17 protein-coding genes are annotated in these 23890 nt (G+C 46.4%); 10 read left to right on the top strand and 7 right to left on the bottom strand.

Features of this window, described 5'->3' with window-relative positions; genetic code table 11:
* Positions 1–9: 9 nt before the first annotated feature.
* Genes ACMVP2_RS08665 through ACMVP2_RS08650 form a run of 4 tightly spaced genes read right to left on the bottom strand, consistent with a single transcriptional unit; the run spans position 10 to position 3951 of the window.
* Positions 10–915 carry a rhomboid family intramembrane serine protease gene (locus ACMVP2_RS08665; RefSeq protein WP_339791248.1) on the bottom strand — a complete coding sequence of 302 codons (906 nt, stop codon included), beginning with the start codon at positions 913–915 and terminating at the stop codon, positions 10–12.
* Between the two features lie 6 nt (positions 916–921).
* Complete coding sequence (locus tag ACMVP2_RS08660) at positions 922–1710, bottom strand: rhomboid family intramembrane serine protease (protein WP_416867416.1); 789 nt, start codon at positions 1708–1710, stop codon at positions 922–924.
* Between the two features lie 6 nt (positions 1711–1716).
* The gene (gene mutL / locus ACMVP2_RS08655; RefSeq protein WP_416867415.1) at positions 1717–3588 is read right to left on the bottom strand and encodes a DNA mismatch repair endonuclease MutL; all 1872 of its coding nucleotides are present in this window, start codon (positions 3586–3588) and stop codon (positions 1717–1719) included.
* A gap of 3 nt (positions 3589–3591) precedes the next feature.
* Positions 3592–3951: a hypothetical protein gene (locus ACMVP2_RS08650; protein WP_151998092.1), complete on the bottom strand. Its 360-nt coding sequence runs from the start codon at positions 3949–3951 to the stop codon at positions 3592–3594.
* A 130-nt stretch (positions 3952–4081) separates the two neighbouring features.
* On the opposite strand from ACMVP2_RS08650, the gene ACMVP2_RS08645 reads away from it, so the two are divergent.
* The 7 genes from ACMVP2_RS08645 (at position 4082) to ACMVP2_RS08615 (ending at position 13986) form a co-directional block, all read left to right on the top strand.
* On the top strand, positions 4082–6838 hold the full coding sequence (locus ACMVP2_RS08645; protein ID WP_416867414.1) for a serine hydrolase: 2757 nt from the start codon (positions 4082–4084) through the stop codon (positions 6836–6838).
* Positions 6839–6850: 12 nt separating this feature from the next.
* Positions 6851–7990, top strand: a complete 1140-nt coding sequence (bshA, locus tag ACMVP2_RS08640; RefSeq protein ID WP_339791256.1) for an N-acetyl-alpha-D-glucosaminyl L-malate synthase BshA — start codon at positions 6851–6853, stop codon at positions 7988–7990.
* 90 nt (positions 7991–8080) lie between these two features.
* On the top strand, positions 8081–8707 hold the full coding sequence (locus ACMVP2_RS08635) for a sterol desaturase family protein (RefSeq protein ID WP_339791258.1): 627 nt from the start codon (positions 8081–8083) through the stop codon (positions 8705–8707).
* A 395-nt stretch (positions 8708–9102) separates the two neighbouring features.
* On the top strand, positions 9103–10200 hold the full coding sequence (locus ACMVP2_RS08630; protein ID WP_339791260.1) for a hypothetical protein: 1098 nt from the start codon (positions 9103–9105) through the stop codon (positions 10198–10200).
* Between the two features lie 25 nt (positions 10201–10225).
* Positions 10226–11758, top strand: a complete 1533-nt coding sequence (locus tag ACMVP2_RS08625; protein WP_416867413.1) for a sigma 54-interacting transcriptional regulator — start codon at positions 10226–10228, stop codon at positions 11756–11758.
* 30 nt (positions 11759–11788) lie between these two features.
* Entirely contained in the window at positions 11789–12445 is a 657-nt protein-coding gene (locus ACMVP2_RS08620; RefSeq protein WP_416867412.1) for a helix-turn-helix domain-containing protein, read from the top strand.
* Between the two features lie 203 nt (positions 12446–12648).
* Positions 12649–13986, top strand: coding sequence for a PhoH family protein (locus ACMVP2_RS08615; RefSeq protein WP_339791263.1), 1338 nt, complete (start codon positions 12649–12651; stop codon positions 13984–13986).
* Positions 13987–14105: 119 nt separating this feature from the next.
* On the opposite strand, the gene ACMVP2_RS08610 is transcribed toward ACMVP2_RS08615, so the two are convergent.
* From ACMVP2_RS08610 to ACMVP2_RS08600, 3 genes are all read right to left on the bottom strand, one after another.
* Positions 14106–15500 carry an inorganic phosphate transporter gene (locus tag ACMVP2_RS08610; protein ID WP_416868197.1) on the bottom strand — a complete coding sequence of 465 codons (1395 nt, stop codon included), beginning with the start codon at positions 15498–15500 and terminating at the stop codon, positions 14106–14108.
* Positions 15500–16804, bottom strand: a complete 1305-nt coding sequence (locus tag ACMVP2_RS08605; RefSeq protein ID WP_416867411.1) for an NAD(P)/FAD-dependent oxidoreductase — start codon at positions 16802–16804, stop codon at positions 15500–15502. Before ACMVP2_RS08605 ends, ACMVP2_RS08610 begins: the two co-directional genes overlap by 1 nt.
* An 83-nt stretch (positions 16805–16887) precedes the next feature.
* Positions 16888–18429 carry an amino acid permease gene (locus ACMVP2_RS08600; protein WP_416867410.1) on the bottom strand — a complete coding sequence of 514 codons (1542 nt, stop codon included), beginning with the start codon at positions 18427–18429 and terminating at the stop codon, positions 16888–16890.
* A 1075-nt stretch (positions 18430–19504) separates the two neighbouring features.
* Between ACMVP2_RS08600 and ACMVP2_RS08595 the strand changes: the two genes are divergently transcribed.
* From ACMVP2_RS08595 to ACMVP2_RS08585, 3 genes are read left to right on the top strand one after another with little or no spacing between them, the layout of a single operon-like run.
* Positions 19505–20050 (top strand): hypothetical protein, encoded by a 546-nt coding sequence (locus ACMVP2_RS08595; RefSeq protein ID WP_416867409.1) that lies wholly within the window; start codon positions 19505–19507, stop codon positions 20048–20050.
* Between the two features lie 59 nt (positions 20051–20109).
* Positions 20110–22800, top strand: a complete 2691-nt coding sequence (locus tag ACMVP2_RS08590) for a TonB-dependent receptor (protein WP_416867408.1) — start codon at positions 20110–20112, stop codon at positions 22798–22800.
* A 2-nt stretch (positions 22801–22802) separates the two neighbouring features.
* Complete coding sequence (locus tag ACMVP2_RS08585; protein ID WP_416867407.1) at positions 22803–23873, top strand: DUF4249 domain-containing protein; 1071 nt, start codon at positions 22803–22805, stop codon at positions 23871–23873.
* The last annotated feature ends 17 nt before the right edge of the window (positions 23874–23890 follow it).

Genomic DNA, 23890 nt, shown 5'->3' with positions numbered 1-23890 from the left:
CTACATTTTCTATTTCTTGCTTGCATTGAAAAGCTTCTGCTTTTCTTCTTTGCTCAGGCTCTCGTAGCCGGAGTGCGAAATCTTGTCGAGGATAGCATCAATTTCATCCTGATCAGATTTGGTATTGGACGATGAAGCTTTCTTCGTTCCGGTGAATTTCGTGCTTTTGTGCGTGACCCTGATTTTTGGTGAGGGCTTGAATAAACCTTTGAACCATTCCATCACACTTACCACTGGTGTGCCTATGTCGTTGCCTCGCTGGAGCTGTCGAATAAAGATAAAACCCATTAAAGCGCCTCCCAGGTGAGCCAGCTCGCCGCCGGCGTTGGCACCAATGGTTTGTGAAAAAGACAGCAGTATGTAGAAGATGGCAATATATTTGATTTTGACAGGCCCGAGAAAGAGCAGGAAAAAGGTATAGTTGGGCATAAACGTGGCGGCTCCTACCACAATGGCGTACACACCTGCAGAAGCTCCCAGCATCACCGATCCAGCGACTCTTTCATGAAAGTAAGGAATAAGGTTATAAATGAGTATGTAGAAGAGCCCTCCAACGATGCCACCTATCACATACATGGAAATCGCCCGCTGGTCGCCGAGGTACTCCACAATGATCTTTCCAAACCAGAAAAGAAAGAGCATATTGAAGATGATGTGGAAGAAGCCCTCGTGGGTGAAGAAATACGTAAGCAGCGTCCATGGTTTGACGATGAAGCTATCAATGGACGCAGGTAACATGAACTGGCGAAGGATCGTCTGATAGACATCAGGGTTGCCCGACAAGACCAATATCACTTTGAAAATGATCAACGCCACAAAAATAATCACGTTGATCATGATGAGCTGGATCAGCCCATTGTTAGGCCTGCTCCAGGCGTTTTTAAAATCGTCGAAAAGTCCGCCGTTTCCGTACATAGTCTTCTAATAGAATTTGCTGGAGTTTTTTTGCCAGTATTTAATCACTATAAATGCGATGAGCATACCACCCAGGTGGGCCAGGTGAGCGACATTGTCCCCCTGAGAACGGTTTAGCTCTGAATACAATTCATAAGCTCCGTAGAAAAATACCAAATATTTTGCTTTGATGGGTATGGGAGGGAACAACAAAAACAGTTGCGTATTGGGAAAGAGCATTCCAAAGGCCATCAAAATTCCAAACACCGCTCCAGAAGCTCCCACCATGGGCACGTTTTCAATCCTCCCCATAAGGTCCTGCACAAATACCCTGCTTTGACTGATGTACTCCGGGTTGTTTGGGTTTTCTACATATGCATCAATAAAGCTAATCAGGCTTTCGTAGTACTGGCTGGCATGCTGCACCACAAAAAGGTTGAAAGCTTCGGGGTCAGGGTCGGCCAGGTAGGCCATCGCATCATTTGAAACAGCCGAAGTTTCGATATAGTCAATAGTAGCGTATAAAAGGCCAGCACCTATGCCAGTGACCATATAAAAGAAAAGAAATCTCTTTGGCCCCCAAAAGCGCTCCAGCATGTTGCCGAATATGATCAGCGCAAACATGTTACCAAACAGGTGCATAAAGCCACCATGCACAAACATGTAGGTGATGAACTGGTAGGGCGCAAACGAGTCGGCCAGAATATACCGCAGCCCAAATGTGACTGCGAAATCCATTTTTAAAATACTTTCCAAAAAAAACACCACCAGATTTACTATCAGGAGGTTTTTCACCATGGGTGTCAGGTTGAACATAGGCGTTTATTCATTAAAGAAACTGGCAAGCCGATCAAGGCCCAATATGTACATGGTTGCCTGGCCTCCGGGCGTATAGTTAGGTTGGGTGCAGGCAAAAAGCTGATCGATCAATGAGACCATTTCTTCGTTGCTAAGCATCTTCCCATTTTTGAGCCCGGTGCGTTTGGCCATTGACCTCGCCAGATTCTCTTTACGATTTATAGTCAATTCAGATTTATAAACTTTAAACTGTTCTATCAGCCCCTCCAGCACTTCCTTCTCGTTGGAGCCGGAAAGTTCGGCAGGCATGCCGTTGATCACGAGGGTATTTTGGCCGAATATACTGAAAACAAATCCCAGTGCTTTCATTTCTTCCTCCATTTCCATCACTAATTGATAATCGGATGGATTAAGGTTGAGCTGCTGCGGAAAGAGGAATTGCTGCGAAGCTGCCTGCCCTTTTTCGAGGTGGTGGGTGAACCTCTCGAAAAGTATCCTTTCGTGAGCATGCTCCTGATTGATGATCAGCAAGCCTGATTTCACCTGCTTACAAATGTATTTTTTGTGAAGCTGGAACGGGGGATTGATTTCTGCTTCAAGTGTGGCCGCTTGAATCTCCTGCGTGGGCTCCTCCGGCGTTGCGTCGCTGGCAAAAGTTTTGACAATAGGTTCCGCACCGGCAGCCCCCTCTTTCTTCACATCTTCAAAAGAATATTGGGCTTCCAGGTTGGCGTCTTCGTAGAGTCTTTCCCAGTTCTTTGCGTTGTTTTTACTCAACGGAGAGCTGAAAGACGACGAACCGGCTGGCATAGGTCTTTTCGCCTGGCTTATCTCATCAAAGTTAAGCTTGGAGCGGGTGATCGCCTCAAAGTTCACATCGTAATTGAAGTCCAGAGAGGGCGCTATGTTATGTGCGCCAAGTGCCTGCCTGATGGCAGATTTTACCACGCCATATATCATTCGCTCATCTTCAAACTTCACTTCAGTTTTTGTCGGGTGCACATTGATATCGATTTTGGAAGGATCCATATCAATGAAAAGCACATAAAACGGGTGTGTATCTGCCGACAAAAGCCCTTCGAAGGCACTCGTGAGAGCGTGGTTCAAATAGTTGTTTTTGATGTAGCGGTTGTTGATGAAAAAAAACTGCTCGCCACGGGTTTTCTTGCTGAACTCCGGCTTGCCAATGTAGCCATGGATTTTTATTTGGTCGGTGCTTTCATCCACCGGCACCAATTGTTCCCTGTAATTTTTGTTGAAGAGCCCAATGATCCGGCTCGATAGCTTTCCTTCTTCGAGCTGATATACCGGGAGGTCATTTTGATGGAGGGAAAATGCGATGCCCGGATGAGCCAGCGCCACCCGCTGGAATTCATCAATAATATGGCGCATTTCCACCGGGTTGCTCTTGAGGAAATTACGCCTGGCTGGCACGTTGAAAAAAAGATTTTTTACCGACACGGTGCTGCCCTGGGGCGTCACACAAGGTTCCTGTTTTTTGATTTCCGACCCCTCAATGCAAATGAATGTGCCCAGCTCCGACTCTTTTCTTTTTGTTTTGAGCTCTACCTGAGCCACGGCGGCAATGGAAGCGAGGGCCTCGCCTCGGAATCCTTTTGTCTGAATCCGGAAGAGATCGTCGGGCGTTCTTAGCTTGGAGGTGGCGTGTCTCTCAAAACTCATGCGTGCGTCAGTTTCCGACATGCCAGCTCCGTTGTCTATCACCCGGATCAGCTGCTTGCCAGCCTCCTTCACAATCAATTGAATGGAAGTGGCACCAGCATCTACGCTGTTTTCCAGTAATTCTTTGACGGCCGATGCAGGGCGCTGTACGACTTCTCCCGCTGCTATTTGGTTGGCTAGCGACTCAGGAAGGAGACGTATGATATCACTCATTTGCTATTTTTTGAAAAAGATACCTCTGAAGCGAAAGTAAAGGTAAACAGGAACACCTAGCATTAAGAAGTAAAATACCTGATTGCCGTAAAAAAGATAGCCAACAAACCCGCCGAGCAGGATCACAGCAATGACGAGCTGAAGGAGCGACGTGGAGTAGTTGGTGCCCGTGAATGACGAGCCCGTTTTTCTTCTGAATGCTCCGGCAATGCTGGAGGTAGTGCCACTTTCGGCATCCTCATTCATCTCATTCTTTATTTTTCTGGTGCGCTCTTCGATATCTTCCTTGACAGGATCGTAGTGTCTTGGTGTATAATCAAAGTTCTTATACCTTGGCAGGCGAATAATTGAAGGAATTCTCATAATAAGCAGGTCTTCCGTTCTTCAAAATTTGGTACCGCTTTTGCTACTGTGTGCAGAAGGGCGAATAAAATCTTTACGTTTTAAAACAAAGTTAGGTTATATTTTAGGATTAACACAGATCAAAAGATCAATGTTCCAAAAACTTTACCCGGCCTCATTAACGCTACTTTCCCTGGTGCTGATGCACTTTGGAGGCAGGGCGCATGCATCGGGTGAGCGGGAAGTTTTCGGTGAAATAGTGACACAGAGGTGGATGTTAACGCTGGAGGAGGTTGATAGAAGATCGCAAAACGACTCTATTTTACAATTTCTGAATCAAAGGGAACTTGGAGGTATTTTATACCAGCCGCACCACTCCCTTGCCGAAATTGCAGCTCACATCGACTTGGTTGAAGAAGGCACGGAACATCAATTTTTGATCGGGCTCAATCTCAGTGCCGCTGATCAAAAAACCTACCGGAACCTTGGCCTCACACCACCGTCGGTGCTGGCAGCAGTGGCGGACGACGATTTGATACAAACGGCATCCTCACGTGACGCAGTGCTCTTGCGTGCTGCAGGCGTTGACTTTGTGATGATGGACCTCTTTCGGCTTTCTTTTTGGCAAGGCTATGGCGAGGAGCCCGAAGCTGTAAAACAGTCTGCCGTAGCTTATCTGAAAGGTCTTACCGAAGGGGGGATTGATGTTGTGGGTAATTTCTCATCCAGTGCGTTTGGCGAGTCAAGACTTCCTTTAACCGAAGAGCTCAGCCTGTATAAGGAGGCCGAAATTAGGGGGGTCAATATTAGTTCTCTCCAAAATCAGCCCGTGGCTTTCGAAAACGGCTACGAAACAACTAAATTCCTGGCTAAGGAGTTTAGCTACCATCCAATCACATTCGCCTCTTACCCATCAGAAAAGGCCTGGAGTCAAGACCTGAAGAACCCTGTGGCTGATTTTCTTTTCGTGTCGCCGGGGCAGGCAATTCACGAGTCGGCAAGGCTTGCAGACGCTAAGATTAAATACAAAAAACAAAAAGCGGTAACGGGGAAAATTTCGCAATGGAAGTTGCAGCGACTCCTGCTCCGAAGCCAGCCTGAGAACTTTTCGGAAGCCGCAGGCAACACAGCTGAAAGGTCATTTGCTTTTCAACTGAATTTGAAGTCTGCTACGCTTCTCGCCAATACTGAGTCCTTGATTCCGTTCAAAAAACTGGAAAATCAATCTTTTGCGACATCCTCATTTGGCAACGTGAGCAAGGATTTTCTTGAGCATATGCATAAGTATGCGTCCGTAACAGAATTTGCCTTTCCGAGGGGGCTGATGAGCTCAGAAATGCCAGCCTGGCAGATCGCTCATTTCGACAATTACATCGCCGCTATCGACCTGGCGTGGTTCGATGCCCTGAGTCACGAGGAGCAAGCCAGGCTGCTGGGTTTTTTGATCAAGCTGCAAAAAGAGCGGACGAAGGTTACGCTGGTGCTTTTGGGGTTGAGCGAAAACCTTGAGTTGTTTGCAGGCATTCAGCACATAAGCTACCACCCAGCGGGCGGTGAACAGGCGGAGCGGCTGGCACCACAGCTTCTTTTTGGGGCCTATGGCTATTCAGGCAAATGGAATGGGTCGAAAGAGCTTTTTGCTAATGCATCTTCAACAGCGTCGCTGGCCAGACTAAAGTATGGAGAGCCATGGATGAGAACCATTAAAGGTCTCAATGTGGTGGACAGCATTGCTATAAAAGCTATTGCCGACAAAGCCACTCCCGGCTGTCAGATTTTAGTAGCTAAAGGTGGCGTGGTGCTTTACGAAAAGGCCTTTGGCTACCTGAGCTACGATAGCCTGATGCCTGTTACCAACGAGACACTTTACGACCTTGCTTCGTTGACCAAGGTGAGTGCTACTTTACAGGCGTTGATGATTTTGGTGGATCAGGGAAAGATAGATATTAAATCCAACCTTGGAGCCTACATCAAAAGTACGCTAGGCACAAACAAAGAGAGGCTGATTGTGGAGGATGTGCTGCTTCACCAGGCTGGGCTCAAGCCCTACATTCCTTTTTGGCAGCGATCTTACGAAAGTAAGAGAAAGAAGATACTTGACCCTATGTTCTTCAACGCTTCCGCCGGCGAAGAATTTTCCATGGAGATTCTGCCCGGCATGTACTCAACTCCGGCTATGAAGGACTCTGTTTGGCGATGGACCTTGCAGACGGATTTGATGACCTTAGGGCCAAAAGATTCAGTCTACACTTACAAATACAGTGACCTTGGGTTCATGATCATCCAAAAACTAGTGGAGGAAGTTGCCGGAATGCCACTCGACGAGTTTGTGAGCAGAGAGGTGTACAGGCCTCTTGGTATGGATCGGCTTTGTTTTCAGCCTTTGTGTAGTTATCCCTACCAGTCGATCGCACCAACTGAGCTCGACTTCTATTTCAGAAAAAACATGGTGTGGGGAACGGTGCACGATGAAAACGCAGCGATAATGGGTGGAGTAGCCGGGCATGCCGGCCTGTTTGGAAATGCCAATTCACTGGCAATTTTGCTTCAAATGCACCTGCAAAAAGGTTATTACGGAGGCAGACAATATGTTGACAATAAGACAGTTGATTTGTTTACTCAGCGCCTGTCTAACAATGCTCCACGGGCGTTAGGCTGGGACATGAAAGACCTCTCTTTCACAAGAAATAATACTTCTTTTTGGAGTTCTGAAACTACTTATGGCCATACTGGGTTTACTGGTACGGCGGTGTGGGTGGATCCGGAAATGGAACTGATTTATATCTTCCTTTCCAATAGGGTTCATCCGGACGCTCACAATAACAAACTCGTAGAATCGAATATACGTACAAGAATCCAGGACGTAATCTATCAGTCGCTAGGTTGGCAGCTTACTTCCGGTGAATAGTTAGCAAGAGATATGAACATCGGAATAGTATGTTATCCCACCTTTGGTGGTAGCGGAGTGGTGGCCACCGAGCTTGGAAAGGCCCTGGCCAAAGAGGGGCACAGGATTCACTTCATTACATATTCACAACCCACACGACTAGATTTCTTTAACGAGAATCTTTTTTACCACGAGGTAGACGTTCAGTCATATCCCTTGTTCCAGTATCCGCCCTATGAGTTGGCTTTGGCTAGCAAAATGGTGGAAGTGGTGCAGTTCGAGAAGCTAGACCTGTTGCATGTGCACTACGCAATTCCTCATGCGTCGGCCGCTTACATGGCTAAGCAGATACTGCGGGTCAAGGGGATAGAAATACCAGTGATTACGACGCTGCATGGTACTGATATTACGCTGGTCGGTAAGGATCCGTCGTATGAGCCTGTGGTGACGTTTTCGATCAATCAGTCCGATGGTGTAACTGCTGTTTCAAGCTCGCTGCGAGATGAGACTTATGAGCATTTTGATATCACCAAAGACATTGAGGTAATTCCCAATTTTATCGACCTCGAGCGATTCAAAAAGCAGAAAAAGGATCACTTCAAGAAAGCTATATGCCCTAATGGAGAGAAACTGGTTGTGCACACTTCCAATTTCAGGAAAGTAAAACGGGTGGAGGATGTGATAAAAATCTTCATCGGTATCAGGAAGGAGATGCCGGCGAAGCTTCTTATGGTGGGTGATGGCCCCGAAAGAAGTAAGGCAGAAGCACTTTGCCGTGAAACTTGCTCGTTTGAAGACACCAGGTTCCTGGGTAAGCTTGACCACGTGGAGGAAGTACTGTCAGTGGCGGATCTGTTCCTGATGCCTTCGGAAAAGGAGAGCTTCGGTTTGGCGGCACTGGAGGCTATGGCATGCGAAGTGCCGGTGGTGTCGTCAAATACAGGTGGCCTTACAGAGCTCAATGTTGATGGCGTTTCCGGGTTTACCTGCGACATAGGTGACATTGAAAGCATGACAAAAAAGTCGCTTCACATTTTAAAGGACGAAAACCTACCGATCTTCAAAGAGGGAGCACTCAAACGGGCGAAGGAATTTGACATCTCGAATATCCTTCCGATGTATGAGTCGTTTTACAATAAAATCGTGGAATCTTTCAAAATAAGTGCGGTATAGTGGAATTTAAGGGGACAGGAATTTTGTTGTAAATCGAGCCAATTTTCGAGCGCAAAATAAATTTTTGTTGGAAATAAGAAGTAAGGAAAAATGCCTGCAAGCGTTAGAACGAAGGTAAAACCGAACAACAGTGGTACCACGCAGCTTTTTAAAAACCCTGTTCTTGAAAGACTGACAAGGGCCCACTATTCAGTAACACTTGGGACACTCTGCTCAATAGCCGCTTTTTTGTTGTACTGGTCGGCTATGGAAATAGGGTTTTCTATCACCCAAATTGCCAGCTTGTTTGCTGTTGGTTACTTCAGTTGGACACTGGCTGAGTATCTGCTGCACCGCTTTGTGTTTCATATGGCACCGACCAACAAGATCAAGAATGCCATTCAATACACTTTGCACGGCGTTCATCACGAATATCCTAAGGATAAATCAAGGGTTGTAATGCCGCCGACCGGCGCATTAATGATAGGAGGTGTGCTTTTTGTGATCTTCTGGATTCCGATGCAACAATACGCATTTGCGTTTGTTCCGGGCTTTTTACTTGGGTATGTGACCTATGCCTTTATGCACTATGCCATACATGCCTATCAACCTCCGAAAAACTTTCTGAAGGTTTTGTGGATCAACCACGGCATACACCATTATAAGGACGACGACCGTGGGTTCGGCGTTTCATCCCCATTTTGGGACTTTGTGTTTGGAACGTTGCCAAAAAAGTAGTCAATGAAGGCCGCACTAAGCGACCTTCACTTTGAAGTTAAACATTCACACAATAGTCAATGTGTACTATAGTGGTGGTGTTTGTTAGTCTCAGTACCTTTTTGATCTGAACTCGCTAAAAACTTGTAGAACAGGTCTTTAACGAGTGTAAAAAAGAATCTTCTTCTACCTTTCATAATTATAATGCTCAAATGGGATAAATAAGTTAAAGCATTACTTTAAGTATTCAAAATTATTCAAGGAGAAAAATATTGATCCAATATCTAAAGTGCAATTTTATATGTAATTAATACAAATTATTATAACCATCGATTCGAGCAGCACAAGTTATTTTGTGTTAAGGACTGAATCAATAACTTTAATTGTTGGTTAATGGTTATAACGAAAAGGAACAAATGATAGGCTACCGCTTTACTGACTATATACCCTCCAAAGACAAAGAGAAGACCGAATTTGAGAACTTGCTCAACATTTTCCATCAGCTCCTGGTGATTACATCGGGGGATGTTTCGGAAGCATTGAGTTGGTTGACCAACCTCGACAAACAATATTCCATCACAAACCCTGACTACGGCATAGGAGATTTTATAGATGACCTCAAGAACAAAGGGTTTATTACTGACAAGACGCCAGATGGTGAGTTTAAGATAACGGCGAAATCGGAGAGAGCCATTCGAAAAAATTCTCTGGAGGAAATTTTCGGAAAGCTGAAAAAATCGGGCAAGGGAAACCATGCCACGCCTATGCCGGGTCATGGAGATGAGCCAGGTACCGACAGGAGAGAATTTCAATTTGGTGACACCCTCGAGCAGATTTCACTGACCGATTCAATAAAGAATGCACAAATCAATCACGGGTTTTCGGATTTCAGGTTGACTGAAGACGACCTGGAGATCGTTGAAACAGAATACAAGACGCAGACCAGCACCGTGCTGATGATCGATATCAGCCATTCGATGATCTTATACGGAGAGGACAGGATTACACCGGCGAAAAAAGTGGCCATGGCGCTTTCTGAGCTGATCATGCACAAATACAAAAAAGACACGCTGGACATACTCGTGTTTGGCAACGATGCCTGGCAGATTGACATTAAAGACTTGCCGTATCTTAGCGTAGGGCCTTACCACACCAACACCGTTGCCGGGCTTGAGTTGGCAATGGATCTGCTGCGGAGAAGAAAGAATAAGAACAAGCAGATATTCATGATCACGGACGGGAAGCCCACCTGTATCAAGCAAGGCATAAAGTACTACAAGAATAGCTTTGGTCTTGACCCAAAGATTCTGAACAAAACATTAGATTTGGCGGCTGCCTGCCGCAAACTCAATATCCCTATTACTACCTTCATGATCGCTTCCGACCCATATTTAAAGCAATTTGTCAAGGAGTTTACCATGGTCAACAACGGCAACGCTTACTACAGCAGCCTTAAGGGACTTGGCGAGCTCATATTTGAAGATTACCGCCGGAACAAAAAGAAAAGATTTTAACCAACCAGAAAATTAGTAAGCACAAATGAAATATAGGGATCTCTCCTCTGCACAACTACGCAAAATACATACACTCGGCGAGCTCAAAGCATGTGGCTACCAGCCCGAATCCATCAAAGACGAACTCAGGCGCAATTTGATCGCCAGGCTCAAAGCCAAAAAGAGTGTTTTTGAGGGGATATGGGGCTATGAAGAAACGGTGATTCCTGATGTGGAAAGAGCCATTTTGTCGAGGCACAATATTAACTTTCTGGGACTACGGGGTCAGGCCAAGACAAGAATGGCACGCCAAATGATTGAGCTGCTGGACGAATATATTCCGGTGATTGAGGGTGCAGATTTGAATGACGATCCGTTGAACCCGATTTCAAGGTTTGCCAAAGACCTGGTGGCCGAACATGGAGATAAAACGCCCGTTAACTGGCTGCACCGGGATGAAAGATATACGGAGAAACTGGCAACGCCCGACGTGACCATTGCCGACTTGATTGGAGACGTGGATCCGATAAAAGCCGCTTCGCTGAAGCTGCCCTATTCGGACGAAAGAGTGATTCATCATGGCCTTGTGCCCAGGTCGCATCGGGGGATTTTTGTGATCAATGAGCTTCCCGATTTACAGGCCCGCATACAGGTGGCGCTCTTTAACATTCTTCAGGAGGGCGATATCCAGATTCGGGGTTTTAAACTAAGGCTACCTTTGGATATTCAGTTTGTGTTCACTGCCAACCCCGAAGACTATACCAACCGGGGAAGTATAGTGACGCCGCTGAAGGACAGGATTGACAGCCAGATTATTACGCACTATCCTAAATCTATTGAGATAGGAAGGAAGATAACTGATCAGGAAGCAAGGGTTTTGAAAGAGCAGCTGGACATTGTGAGTGCCGGAGAGCTTGCCAAAAATCTGATTGAACAGATTGCGTTTGAAGCACGCTCCAGTGAGTATGTGGATGCGAAGAGTGGCGTGTCGGCCAGATTGACCATTTCTGCCATGGAAAACATGTACAGTTCGGCTGAAAGAAGGGCCCTTATCAACGGAGAAAAATCGACCAGTGTGAGGGTAGGCGATTTTGTTGGTGTGCTTCCCTCCATCACTGGTAAAGTGGAGCTGGTTTACGAGGGTGAGCAGGAAGGCCCTGGCATTGTGGCGCAAAACCTGGTTGGCAAGGCGATCAGGAGTCAATTTTTGCTTTACTTTCCCAATCCGGAAGAAATAAGAAAGAAGAGAAACGCCCCCAACCCGTACAAAGCAATTACTGATTGGTTTGGCGAGGGCAATATGGTCGACATATTAAATGAATCGACTGGGCAGGCGCATCGCAAGTTGCTTGAGGGAGTGCCCGGGCTAAAGGAGCTGGTGAAAGAATACCATAAGCAAGCCGACGAAAAGCTGAAATACTTTTTGATGGAGTTTGCCCTCCATGGCCTGGCTGAATTCAGCCAGCTTTCCAAGCATCATCTGGCCACAGGCACGTCATTCAAAGATTTGCTGAGCAGCATGTTCAGCATGCCAGGCCCTGGTGAGGAAGATGATGAGGATGACGATTTTAATACATAATATTAAGGCTGATATTGATTCAGTTGTATCATGCCGGTGTCACTTCAGGAAATCAAAAAACTTGTTCGGAGGGGGGAGGGTCAGCAGATAGAGTTCAAGCGGAAGGTAGCCCATCCGGAAAAGATTGTGCGGGAGATTGTGGCCTTTGCCAATGCCGATGGAGGTTATTTGCTTGTCGGCATTAGCGATGAGGGGGGCATTCCCGGTCTAAAATATGCCGAAGAGCATGACTATCTGTTGAAGAAGGCGATTGACGAGCTGTGCAGGCCAGCCCTGAGCTACAAGTCGGAGATAGTGCCTATCGATGATAACCTTGGGGTGCTCTATTATTTTATTAAGCCCAGCAAAAGACGCCCGCACTATGCGCTTGCCGACGCCACACAAGCTTACGGCAAGGCCTACATCAGAGTGGGCGACAAAAGCATTCAGGCAAGTGATGAGATGCGCCAAATTTTGAAACAGAGTCGGCGAACAAAAAACATCAAGTTTACTTACGGCGAGAATGAAAAAAAGCTGATGGAGCATTTCAAATTCAACAAGGCGATTACCCTATCTGAGTTTGTATCCATAGCAAAAATTCCCGGCATCGTTGCCTCCAGAACATTGGTGCGGTTGTGTCTTGCCAATGTGTTAACAATTCAACCCCTCGAAAAAGGAGATTTGTTCACACTGAAGGAGAGCTTTTGAGCCTTCACTTAATACCTAAAGAAGAGGAATGTACATGTCTATGCCACTGACAGATAAGAGCTTCTGTGATCAATCAAGGTGGTATGGAACGTTGAGTGAAGTCAAAAAAATGACAAATTTTTTATAAAGTTAACTTAGAGATTTAGGCATTTATCATTAACCTTAGAGCAACTTGTATTGTTGGTTTTTTTGATAAAGTACACATGGCTAAAGCATCGAAGGAAGGGAAAGTTTTTGTACTCGACACATCAGTTATTCTTTATTCTCACGACTCAATCATGAACTTTGCAGAGCACGACGTGGCGATCCCCATCACCGTGCTGGAAGAGCTTGATAATTTCAAAAAGGGGAACGACACCAAGAATTTTGAGGCCCGGGAGTTCATCAGGCTGATAGATACGTTGTCGGAGAATTACATGCTGCAGGATTGGATTCCACTGAACGGCAAGACAAAGGGCAAATTCAAAGTGGTGATGCAGAGCAATCCGGACGTGGATGCGGAGAAGGTGTTTGATGAGCCGAAAGCAGACCATAAGATTTTGAATGCAGCACTCACGCTAAAGAGCGAAGAAAAAGCTAAGAAGGTGATACTTGTCAGCAAGGATATCAACCTGAGGCTGAAGGCCAAATCGCTGGGATTGCTGGCAGAAGACTATGAAACTGGCAAAATTAAGAATGTAAGCGATCTATATACAGGCAAGTCGATCATCGAAAACATAGACCCCGACCACATCAGCAAGCTGTATGAAGAGAATGTGATCGACAGAAAAGAAATCCTTAAGGGTGTTAAACCCACAGCCAACAACTACTTCATTCTAAAGAGTGACAAGAACTCGATTCTTTCCACTTACAACCCCAACTCTAAGAATGTAGAAAAGGTGGATAAAGTGCCTGTGTATGGCATCAAGCCCCGTAATGCGGAGCAGACCTTTGCCATACACGCCATTATGAACCCCGAGGTGAGGCTTGTGTCCATCACAGGGGTGGCGGGTACCGGAAAAACACTGCTGGCACTGGCAGGCGCTCTGGAGCAGAAACGAAACTACAAGCAGATTTACCTGGCCCGCCCAATCGTTCCGCTGAGCAACAAGGACATTGGCTACCTGCCGGGCGATATCAAATCGAAGCTGAACCCCTACATGGAGCCACTGTGGGACAACCTCAAATTTATTCAGAACCAGTTTAGCGAGTCAGATAAGGAATACTCCCGGATAACGGATATGGTGAATCAGGAGAAGTTGGTGATTACGCCGCTGGCCTATATCCGGGGCCGAAGCCTCTCCAACATTTTCTTTATTGTTGACGAGGCGCAGAACTTAACGCCCCATGAAGTGAAAACAATCATCACCAGGGCAGGTGAAAACACCAAGATCATTTTTACGGGGGACATTTACCAAATAGACACACCTTATCTCGACTCTCAAAGTAATGGACTATCGTATCTGATCGACAGGATCAAGGATCATCCTCTTTATGCCCACGTGACATTGGAAAAAGGGGAAAGATCTGAGCTGGCGAATATTGCGAATCAGCTATTATAGCATGTTCGCTTTGTGAGGGTATACTGATACGCCAGGCTCCAGTTGCCAAACAGGTCATTTCTGGCTCAGCGATGCCGATCAAAAGAGATTTACGAAGGTTTGTCGGTGTTCTGCAAAATTTAACCCCAGAATGCCCGAATGAGATAAAACAACGTGCCCGCTAGCATAAATACCACAGGAAATGTCAACAGCCAGGCGATGGCCATATTTTTAATCGTGCCCATTTGCAGATTCTTCAGCCCTTTGTTTGCGACCATGCTGCCTGCAATTCCCGAACTCAACACTTGTGTTGTGCTGACCGGCAGGCCGAAAAGTGTCGAAACACCTATGGTACTTGCCGCCACTATTTCTGCTGACGCTCCCTGAGCGTAGGTAAGATGTTGCTTCCCAATTTTTTCGCCTATAGTAACCACAATGCGTTTCCAGCCGACCATAGTTCCTAAGCCTAACGAGAGTGATACCATAATCAACACCCAAAACGGTACGTAGTCGGTGGCGCCCAATAGAGCTTGTTTGTGGTGCACTAGATTATCCTTTTGCTGCGTAGTTAGGTCATATTTATAAGCCTTTTCAAATCTTTCTAAGTTTTGGCGTTCGGTTATGATCATATTCCTTACCTCAAATTTTCGATCCTCAGTAATTGTGACTCCTACTCCAAGCGCATGGCTTAGTGTCTCAAATCGGGCACTGAGCAGCTTAGCTTCTGCCGAAAGAGACGATGACGATTGTGGCTGTGACATTGTTCCCAGTTCCGTTGCCAATTGTACAGAGGCGTTTCTGACCTTGTTTAGATCCATATGCGGATTTAGAGAAAATTGAACTGGTAGGAGACCAATGAGTATCAACATGATAACGCCAACCCCCTTCTGACCATCATTGGAGCCATGGAAAAAGCTGACTGATGTACAAGTGAAAACTAGAACCGCCCTGATCCAAATAGGAGGTACCTCTTTTTTTTTGTGTTCTTCAAACAGCTTTTTGCCTTTTACAAACCACCGTAAGATGAACATGAGTAGAATTGTAAGCGCAAATCCAAAAAATGGAGAAACCAGCAACGAGGTGCCAATGTCGATTGCTTTATTCCAGTTCACAGCAGTGCTGGAGGAGCCTGGAAGAAGAGAATAAGCTACGCCTACGCCAAGAATGGCCGCTACCAGCGTGTGGGAGCTGGAGCAGGGAATGCCAAGGTACCAGGTAGAGAAGTTCCAGAGGATAGCTGCCCCCAGCAAGGCAATAATCATGGCAACTGCATGGTTGACTTGCTGATCCACCAGCAATTCTACCGGTAAAAGGTAAACGATACCCATAGCCACGCCAATTCCACCAGCCAGCACTCCTGCAATATTCCATAGACCCGACCAGACAACGGCTGTCCGGGGTTTTAGTGTATTGGTGTAGATAACTGTTGCGACGGCGTTGGCTGTATCGTGAAAGCCATTGATGAATTCGAAAACAACAGCTGCAAGCAGACAGAGAAGAAGAGTGCCAGCCAGCCAGGTTTCAAGGCCAAAGATCATGCTACTTTGTGGATATGTTGTAAACGTCTTTTTTTATAGGGTCTTATGATCAACCGAATGCTTTTCGTGGAGCTGAGATATGACCATGCCCAGCTAAAAAACACTACAAACCGACTTCTGAATTCAACCAGAGACATGATATGCACCAGTCCCCAAACGAACCAAGCAAAAATTCCTTTGAAGTGAACTTTGCCGAAGTCAACAACGGCTTTGTTTTTGCCGATGGTGGCCATTGACCCTTTGTCGACATACTTAAAAGGTATGGGATTTTTCCCAAGGCTTCGTCGTTGGAAGTTACCAGCCAAAGACTTTGCTTGCTGAATGGCCACCGGCGCAACCATCGGGTGAGGGTTGGGTTGCTTCAAGGTAGAAACACCAGCGACATCCCCTATGGCAAATATCCCTTTATAGCCAATCACCTGAAGGTATTGACCCACAGTTAGTCGGTTGCCTTTGGTAATAGAGCTTTTCAAAAGTCCCGGTACTGGGTTCCCTTTGACACCGGCAGTCCAGATCATCGAACTCGATAAAATTTTTCTACCTCCCTTTAAAGTAGCGTAGCGGCCGTCGTAGTTGGTTACGGTGGTGTTTAAAAGTACTTGTACTCCCAATTTTTCCAGATACAATTTGGTTCGTTCGGACGATGTCTCAGACATAGAGGGGAGAAGTCTTGCCCCCGCCTCTACCAAATAGATATCCATTCTGCGGAAGTCTAGTTCTGTATAGTCGCTTGGATAAACATGATGCTTGAGTTCAGCCAGAGCACCTGCAGTTTCCACGCCAGTCGGCCCGCCCCCCACCACGATTAGGTCCAATAGACTTTCCTGGTCGTCTCCGGTTTCCATATTCACTGCTTCTTCCAGGTTTTGAAGAAATACACTACGCAAATCCAGAGCCTCCGGGAGGTTTTTCATTGCCAAAGAATATTTTTCAACTTCGGCGTTGTCGAAAAAGTTGGTAACAGCTCCGGTGGCAATAACCAGGTAGTCGAAAGACAAGCTTCCGATATTGGTTTCTACAAGCTTGGCTTCGGCCGAAACCGATAAGACTTCAGCCATTCGGAAGAAAAGGTTGGGGCTACTCTCAAAAAGCTCTCGGAAAGGTGAGGCAATATTTGAAGGCTCAAGTTGAGCGGTAGCTACCTGATAAAGTAGAGGCTGGAAAACGTGATAGTTATTTTTATCGAGCAAGACTACTTGATAGGGTTTTCCTTTGAGCTCTCTCGCTAACGTGAGGCCGCCAAATCCCCCTCCAATAATCACGATTCTGGGAAGAGGCGAGTTTGGGATATTGATTTTCATGAGGTTTAAGTTGAGAAGTTGATAAAGGGTGGATAGGACTTTGCCACTGGTTGCTGGTGTGAGGTTTTGTGGAGAGAACGCTGTTAAGAGCGCTCGCTGGCGTCCGCCAAGTGCTTGCGAAGAACGCTATGCTTTCGTGAATAGATGAAGTAGACTAACAGGCCGATAAATAGCCAAATCAGTAATCTTAACCAATTCTCCCATTCAAGGCTGAGCATCATTCCAAAATTGAATACTATTCCCAAAATTGCTACAAGGGGCAGCGCTCTGACCCGAAATGGCCTCGGCAGGTCAGGCTGAGTGTGCCGCAGTCTCCACACAGAAATGCAAACCAGGACGAATGCAAGCAGGGTACCAATATTGACCAGCTTTGCAATAGTGTCTATGGGTGTGAAGCCCGCTACAAGGGCGATGAGAGTGCCGATCAAGATGGAGCTTCTGCTTGGGGTTTTTAATTTTGGGTGAACGTAGCCAAATATTTTGGCTGGAAGAAGACCGTCTTTTGACATGGCCATCAAAATTCGTGTTTGCCCCATGGTCATTACTAACAGCACGGAAGTAAGACCAGCCACAGCGGCAATGGAGATGATCCATACTGCAAAGTTCAGTCCCCGGCCCATGAATGCTGCCGCCACTGGTGCCGCCTTGTCGAGCAGGGTATAGTTGACCATGCCTGTCACTACAAGGGAAATGGCGATATAGAGAACCGTACAAATGACAAGGGAGGCAATGATTGCAAATGGGAGGTCTTTGGTTGGATTTTCTGACTCAGCGGCTTGAGTAGCCACAGCATCGAAACCTATATAGGCGAAGAATATATATGCTGCCCCGGCGGCAATGCCAGCAAATCCAAAGGCCATTACCCCATCTCCATTCAGGCCTCTTGCAGGAATAAAGGGACTCCAGTTGGCAGTGTCAATGAAAAAAATGCCAGCAATAATGACAAATAGTACGACACTGACCTTGATAGCTACCAACCACAGATTGGTTCCAGCGGTTTCTTTTACCCCAATCGTGATGATGGCTGTGACGACAAGTGCAATGATAATGGCTGGGAGGTTAACAGCCAATGGCAAGCCGAAAACTTCGGGAATAGCCAGCGAGCTATAGTTCTGCTGCAGAGTCGAAATAGTGCCATTAGCAGAGGCTTCCGTCAAAAGCGCTCTTGCTGTATGTAAGTCGTTAGTCAGCCACAGGGGCAAATGGATGTGGAGAAGGCCTAATAATTTTCCAAAGTAACCTGACCACCCAACAGCCACAGTAGACGCAGCCATGGAGTACTCCAGAATCAGATCCCAGCCAATAATCCATGCAAATAGTTCTCCTATTGTGGCGTAGCTGTACGAATACGCCGATCCTTCTACAGGATAGATCGAGGCAAATTCTGCATAGCACAGTGCCGCAAAGGAGCACCCCAGACCGGCAATGACAAAGGAAATGGCCAGTGCCGGCCCTGCATATTCTCTTGCCGCCAACCCCGTCATAACAAATATGCCGGCACCTATGATTGCGCCAACGCCCATGGTAGTTAGGTTCCATCGGCTGAGGACTTTCTTGAGCGGGTTTGTTTTGATATCCCTGACCACCCACTCAGGTGGTTTTCGGGCGAATAGTTGCGTGCTCATTCGTTAATCAATATTTTTTTGACCGCAGCATATGGCATTCCCATTCTGCCTTGGAAGTGAAATCGACTTTTTAAAAAATGTGTATTCGGGTAATTCTCGGACTAGCTTCGATTTCAAATACGAAGGAAGTAGGTGGGGCGTCCGACGCCAGACAAGAGACCTTGACAAGAACGGCCTCGAACTAGCAGTCGTTTGTGACATGGCCGCTCACACCAGTTAGTTGCCTTAACTTTGGGAAGCGACTTGCTGACAGGTACGCTCGCTATGGCTAAAAAAGACTGATTGCCTGCAATTAGGACAGTGTGTAAACCGCTGAGAGGGTTGTTATTCTTCTTTTTACAGATCGGCTCAAATTGGGAATCCGCAGAGGAGTTTTGACCCGAAGCGTTTTGCCTCACTGTACCGGAAAGCCCGACAATTATGAAAAACAGTACAGTAGCAGCGGTCAAGATACCTCGCTTATTCACTAGCAGTCCACTTTGTGGGCTATTTAACGACTCTTTTTTTTGGCATTTCATTATTACACCTATTTTGAACCTCACCGGCAATAAATGGTACCTATAGAATGGTGTGTCCTGAACTGTTAAGGTGCTTTAGTGAGGGAGTCGTTCAGCAGGTGATTGAGTATAGCTCTGCTGCTGGCGTATTCGGCGGGTAAAACTAGAAGCCTTTCAAGAAATGAAATTGAGAAATGCCAAGACGATCTGTTGTTGAAAATGAATAAAGAAAAATTTTGAAGCTTAGGATTGGGAGTAACAAAAAATGAATTGTCTAGGCATTGGCCCAGCATTGTTGACTGGACAAATTTCGAAGCAGACGAATATTCTCCTGTCTCGCCACAAGAAATGGGCCGTTTGGCCACAAAAATCAGGCACAGGAGACCTAGAAGTAAAGCCGTTGTTGAACAAACAGACCTCATATGGTTCTCAATCTGCTGTAAATCTAGAATAAAAAGAAAGGGGGAGTTGGGGAAGGCGACAAAATATTTTTTTCTTTCCTGAGGAACGGCGGGAAACTATTAGGCACTGTCAAAGGATAAGTGTACCTTTTTTCAATAGGAATATAATTTCATACTATGGCATTACCGGATCTTCCGGATAGGGTATTGAACAGCTCCTTTCACAGGGATTTCTTCGCCAGGGGCTTGCAGGAAGTCGATTATCAGGATCTTCGGATATTGAAAGTCTACACCAGCAGATCGTTGTTTGCAAAGTCTTACGGCTTCAAACTTGGTGGGCAGCGGCATCACTGTCGCTATACTTTTGACGAGCTTGGCCTGGCTACTCAGTTCACTATTTTCGAAAGAGGCAGCATTGAATTTGAGCGCCGTATTGACTTCTACAGGAATAAATTTACTCCGAACGACATTCTTATCAGCCTGGCTAATGTCATCTCAGGTATTTATAAAATACCAGTCGGCGGGCTTTTTTTTAATAGCCGTGTCGATGGCTATTTGGACGGGCTACCGGCCAGGCTTTTTGATTTTCTTGCCGATGAGTGGAATATAGACCTTGGTGATAACAGGGAATTTGATGATTTTGAAGAGCTTGTTGGCACTTTGGTACTATTTCTCAAAACGCAAAGGGTAAAAGACCCTAGGATGCTGAGAAATGGCAATTGATTTTTGTCTAGTAAGGGGCTAAGTGAGCAGGTTTGTTCAGAAAGGGTAATTATAATTGGATGCTACGATTTCTACTACTAAAGCTAACCGTATTCACTTTTTTATCTTTTCATTCGTTCGGACAGCAAATTTCCGACGTAAGGATCGATAAAAAATTTGACAGCGAATTACTGACTGACGTGCTCAGTCAAATTGAAGCAAACTCATCTGTTAAGTTTTTTTATGACCCGTCCTGGCTTGAAAATGTGCGTGTTTCCGGGGAATACACTGACACGTCGTTAAGATCGGCGCTGGAGGACTGGACAGCGAATACAAGACTCAACTATCATTTTTATGATGCCTTTAATGTAGTACTCTATCTGAGGAGTGACCTGCTCTCAACCCTGAACCTGGCTGGCCTGAAAGACACCGACGTTATTATTGTTGGCGACTCTACAAATGCTGTTTCGGGCACGGCCGTTTCGGTAAGAGGTACCATACGAAATGGCCAAACCAACGAACCGCTTCTCGGAGCCAGTGTTTATGTGGATGAGTTGGCCAGTGGAACAGTGACCAATGCAGCGGGCAGGTTTAGCCTCCAGCTTCTTCCCGGTGACTACCATGTAAGAGTGAGCCACGTAACCCTGCAACAGGAAGCCAAACGGATGTTTGTCTTTGGGCCTGGGGAATTTCAGTTGGATCTTTATGAAAAGACGATACAACTCGAAGGCGTTACCATTGCGGGGCAGGCTCCGGATATTAACGTGAAGGGCATTCAGATGGGCACTGTGCAGTTGCAGGTGGAAGATGTGAAAAAGCTGCCTGCATTTTTAGGCGAGGTCGATATTATTAAATCCCTTACACTGCTGCCTGGTGTGAGTACCGTTGGTGAAGGCACCACTGGGCTCAATGTGAGGGGCGGTACTGCCGATCAAAACCTGATTTTGCTTGACAAGGCCCCTGTGTATAACACCTCTCACCTTTTTGGCTTCTTTTCCATTTTCAGCCCCGATGCGACTGATGACGTGACTATTTACAAGGCGGGTATTCCTGCCAACCTCGGCAGCCGGGCCTCATCGGTGGTGGAGGTAAAGCAAAAGTCGGGCAGCAAGGAGAAATTTGGTTCACAAGGGGGGATTGGTTTGGTGGCGAGCCGGGTAATGGCGGAAGGGCCAATCAAAGAGGGCAAGAGTAGCTTTATCGTGGCCGCCCGCAAGTCTTACGTCAACTATCTGTTCGACACCTTCATCAAAGTGGAGGAATTGGTGGGAAACAAAGCCGGCTTCTGGGATTTGTCGGGCAAACTGGACTTTTCTCTGTCAGACCGGCTTTCATTAACAGCCTCTGGCTATGTGAGCAAAGACAATTTCACCATTGCTAATGAGTCGTCGTTCGACTACCAAAATGGGCTGGGCTCTGCGGAGTTGGGTTATGTATTTTCGGAAAACTTGCTTGGTGGACTGTCGGTGGCCTACAGCGACTACCAATATCAATTAGGTGATCTTCAACTGGCTGATCCCTATAAGGTTTCGAGTGGGGTGGGTCAGCTTGATATAAAAGCCGATGTAACCAGGTACACCGAAAGGCATGCCCTGCAATTTGGGGGAGGCACTACTTTTTATGGCTTTAAACCTGGCGAACGAAGTGGCATAAATGCTGATACGCAGATTACTCCTGTAGCTTTGCCGGAGCAACAAAGCCAGGAAAGCTTTTTGTATGCAAACGACGAAATTAACGTGAATGACACTTGGTCGGTGATGGCGGGACTGCGTTACTCCATGTACCACAGCTACGGGCCAGCGGACGTTTTTGTTTATTCAGGTGAAAGACCCGGAAGAACATCAACGCTGACGGACACCCTTCAGTATTCAGGCAATGAAACCATCAAAAACTACTCGGGACTGGAGCCCCGGCTGTCGCTTAGGTACAGCCTCGATGATGAGACTTCTTTAAAAGCCAGCTATAACCGGATTTACCAGTATATCCACCTGGTGTCGAATACTACAGCCATTACGCCGTACGACATCTGGATGGGAAGCAACTATTATTTAATGCCGTTGATAGCTGACCAGTATAGCATCGGCTACTTCAAAAACTATGAAGACAATACGTGGGAGACCTCTGCTGAAGTATACTTTAAGGACATAGATAATCTGGTGGACTACAAGGATGGGGCCGATCTGGTACTCAATCCTACCTTAGAGACGGAGCTTATTCAGGGCAAAGGCATGGCGTATGGCCTTGAGCTGCTGGTGAAGAGAAGCAAAGGCAAGCTCAACGGGTGGGCAAGTTATACCTACTCAAGAACGCTCAGGAAAATGGAAGGCGCTGACAGGGAATCCACAATCAACAAGGGCAACTGGTTTCCTTCGTACTACGACAAGCCCCACGACCTGACACTCTCCGGCAGCTACAAGGTAACCAGAAGATGGACCATCAGCTCCAACTTTACCTACTCAACAGGGAGGCCCTTTTCCGTTCCTGAAAATGGGTTTCTTTTCGACGGCGTGCTGGTGGGCAACTACACGGAGAGAAATAACGGGCGAATTCCTGACTACCACCGCCTCGACCTGGCCTTCACACTTGACACCAGCTTGAAAATAAAGAAGCTTTGGGAGAGCAGCTGGACATTTGCTGTGTACAATGTGTACGGCAGAAAAAATGCGTACAGTGTTTTCTTTAAGGATACTGCCGACGCCAGGCCAACGGCCTACAAGCTGGCCATTTTGGGCGCTGCGTTTCCTTCGATAACCTACAACTTTAAGTTTTAGTCATGCAGGTTGCAAAAAAACTATCGTGGTCGGTGTGGGTGTTGTTAGTAGCGTGTATTGATCCCTACGACTATCCCTTTAAAGAGCAGAACAACTATTTGGTGGTTGAAGGAGCGGTTACCACCGAACCGGGCCCGTATGCCATAACGCTTACAACCACACGGAACATCAATAATGAAGAAAATGCATTCAAGCTACGTGAGCAGAATGCAAGGGTGATCATTGCAACATCATCGGGCAAAGTGGAGAAGCTTGTTGAGAAAGACACCTCGGGAGTTTATTATACCTCAGCAAGTTTCCGGGGGCAGATTGGTGAGAGCTACCAGCTTACTGTTACGCTGGAGAATGGGATGATTTACAAATCGGAAGAGGTTGAATTGCTACCAATGCCCCCAATTGACAGCATCGGCATCAAGTACGGTTCACAGAAATACGTTTCTCAGGCAAATGCCATAGTTGACAGAAAAGGATTTTACATAACAGCTTTCGTTAACGACCCACCTGAAACAGAAAATGCCTATTTGGTGAATTGGGACTACACATACAAAATATTTACACACCCTGAACTGGCCAATTATTACGATGCAGAAGGTTGCGAATGCTGGGTTTCAAGTCCCAAAGAATGTTGTGCAGTTTGCTGGGTTCAGGAAGAATCACCGGATTTTGCCGTTGCCAATGACAGGCTTAATAACGGCAGTTCGCTCACACAATACGATCTTTTCTTTTTGCCGGTTGTTGGTATCATGCTGTATGAGAAGATTCACCTTGAAGTGTCAATTAGCTCGTTGTCAAAGGACGCCTACTTTTTTTGGAATTCTGTTTATGATTCCCGCTATAGTCAGGGAGGATTATTCGACCCTACGCCAAATACTGTTGAAGCCAACGTCTACAACGTGGAGGATAAAGAAGAATTGGTATTGGGTTATTTTTATGCTTCTGACGTAAGAAAAATTTCGAGGTCCATACATCCGACCGATTTTCCCGAGCGTATCGACACTGACACAGGCTACCCCGACACGTGCCTGCTTTATCCTAACGCAACAGCCGAAGAGCCCGAATACTGGAATGAGTAGTCGTATGTGCATATTAT

Origin of the sequence: Imperialibacter sp., from assembly GCF_048007035.1 — a bacterium.
In the GTDB taxonomy this organism is placed as follows: Bacteria; Bacteroidota; Bacteroidia; order Cytophagales; family Cyclobacteriaceae; genus Imperialibacter.
Note: the sequence above shows the minus strand (reverse complement) of the source record. Positions and strands in the feature narration are given on the sequence as shown.

What these genes read in the sequence shown, in the direction of transcription:
- ACMVP2_RS08665 (WP_339791248.1), bottom strand. Translation starts at nt 915, where the DNA reads ATGTACGGAAACGGCGGACTTTTCGACGATTTTAAAAACGCCTGGAGC.
- ACMVP2_RS08660 (WP_416867416.1), bottom strand. Translation starts at nt 1,710, where the DNA reads ATGTTCAACCTGACACCCATGGTGAAAAACCTCCTGATAGTAAATCTG.
- mutL (WP_416867415.1), bottom strand. Translation starts at nt 3,588, where the DNA reads ATGAGTGATATCATACGTCTCCTTCCTGAGTCGCTAGCCAACCAAATA.
- ACMVP2_RS08650 (WP_151998092.1), bottom strand. Translation starts at nt 3,951, where the DNA reads ATGAGAATTCCTTCAATTATTCGCCTGCCAAGGTATAAGAACTTTGAT.
- ACMVP2_RS08645 (WP_416867414.1), top strand. Translation starts at nt 4,082, where the DNA reads ATGTTCCAAAAACTTTACCCGGCCTCATTAACGCTACTTTCCCTGGTG.
- bshA (WP_339791256.1), top strand. Translation starts at nt 6,851, where the DNA reads ATGAACATCGGAATAGTATGTTATCCCACCTTTGGTGGTAGCGGAGTG.
- ACMVP2_RS08635 (WP_339791258.1), top strand. Translation starts at nt 8,081, where the DNA reads ATGCCTGCAAGCGTTAGAACGAAGGTAAAACCGAACAACAGTGGTACC.
- ACMVP2_RS08630 (WP_339791260.1), top strand. Translation starts at nt 9,103, where the DNA reads ATGATAGGCTACCGCTTTACTGACTATATACCCTCCAAAGACAAAGAG.
- ACMVP2_RS08625 (WP_416867413.1), top strand. Translation starts at nt 10,226, where the DNA reads ATGAAATATAGGGATCTCTCCTCTGCACAACTACGCAAAATACATACA.
- ACMVP2_RS08620 (WP_416867412.1), top strand. Translation starts at nt 11,789, where the DNA reads ATGCCGGTGTCACTTCAGGAAATCAAAAAACTTGTTCGGAGGGGGGAG.
- ACMVP2_RS08615 (WP_339791263.1), top strand. Translation starts at nt 12,649, where the DNA reads ATGGCTAAAGCATCGAAGGAAGGGAAAGTTTTTGTACTCGACACATCA.
- ACMVP2_RS08605 (WP_416867411.1), bottom strand. Translation starts at nt 16,804, where the DNA reads ATGAAAATCAATATCCCAAACTCGCCTCTTCCCAGAATCGTGATTATT.
- ACMVP2_RS08600 (WP_416867410.1), bottom strand. Translation starts at nt 18,429, where the DNA reads ATGAGCACGCAACTATTCGCCCGAAAACCACCTGAGTGGGTGGTCAGG.
- ACMVP2_RS08595 (WP_416867409.1), top strand. Translation starts at nt 19,505, where the DNA reads ATGGCATTACCGGATCTTCCGGATAGGGTATTGAACAGCTCCTTTCAC.
- ACMVP2_RS08590 (WP_416867408.1), top strand. Translation starts at nt 20,110, where the DNA reads ATGCTACGATTTCTACTACTAAAGCTAACCGTATTCACTTTTTTATCT.
- ACMVP2_RS08585 (WP_416867407.1), top strand. Translation starts at nt 22,803, where the DNA reads ATGCAGGTTGCAAAAAAACTATCGTGGTCGGTGTGGGTGTTGTTAGTA.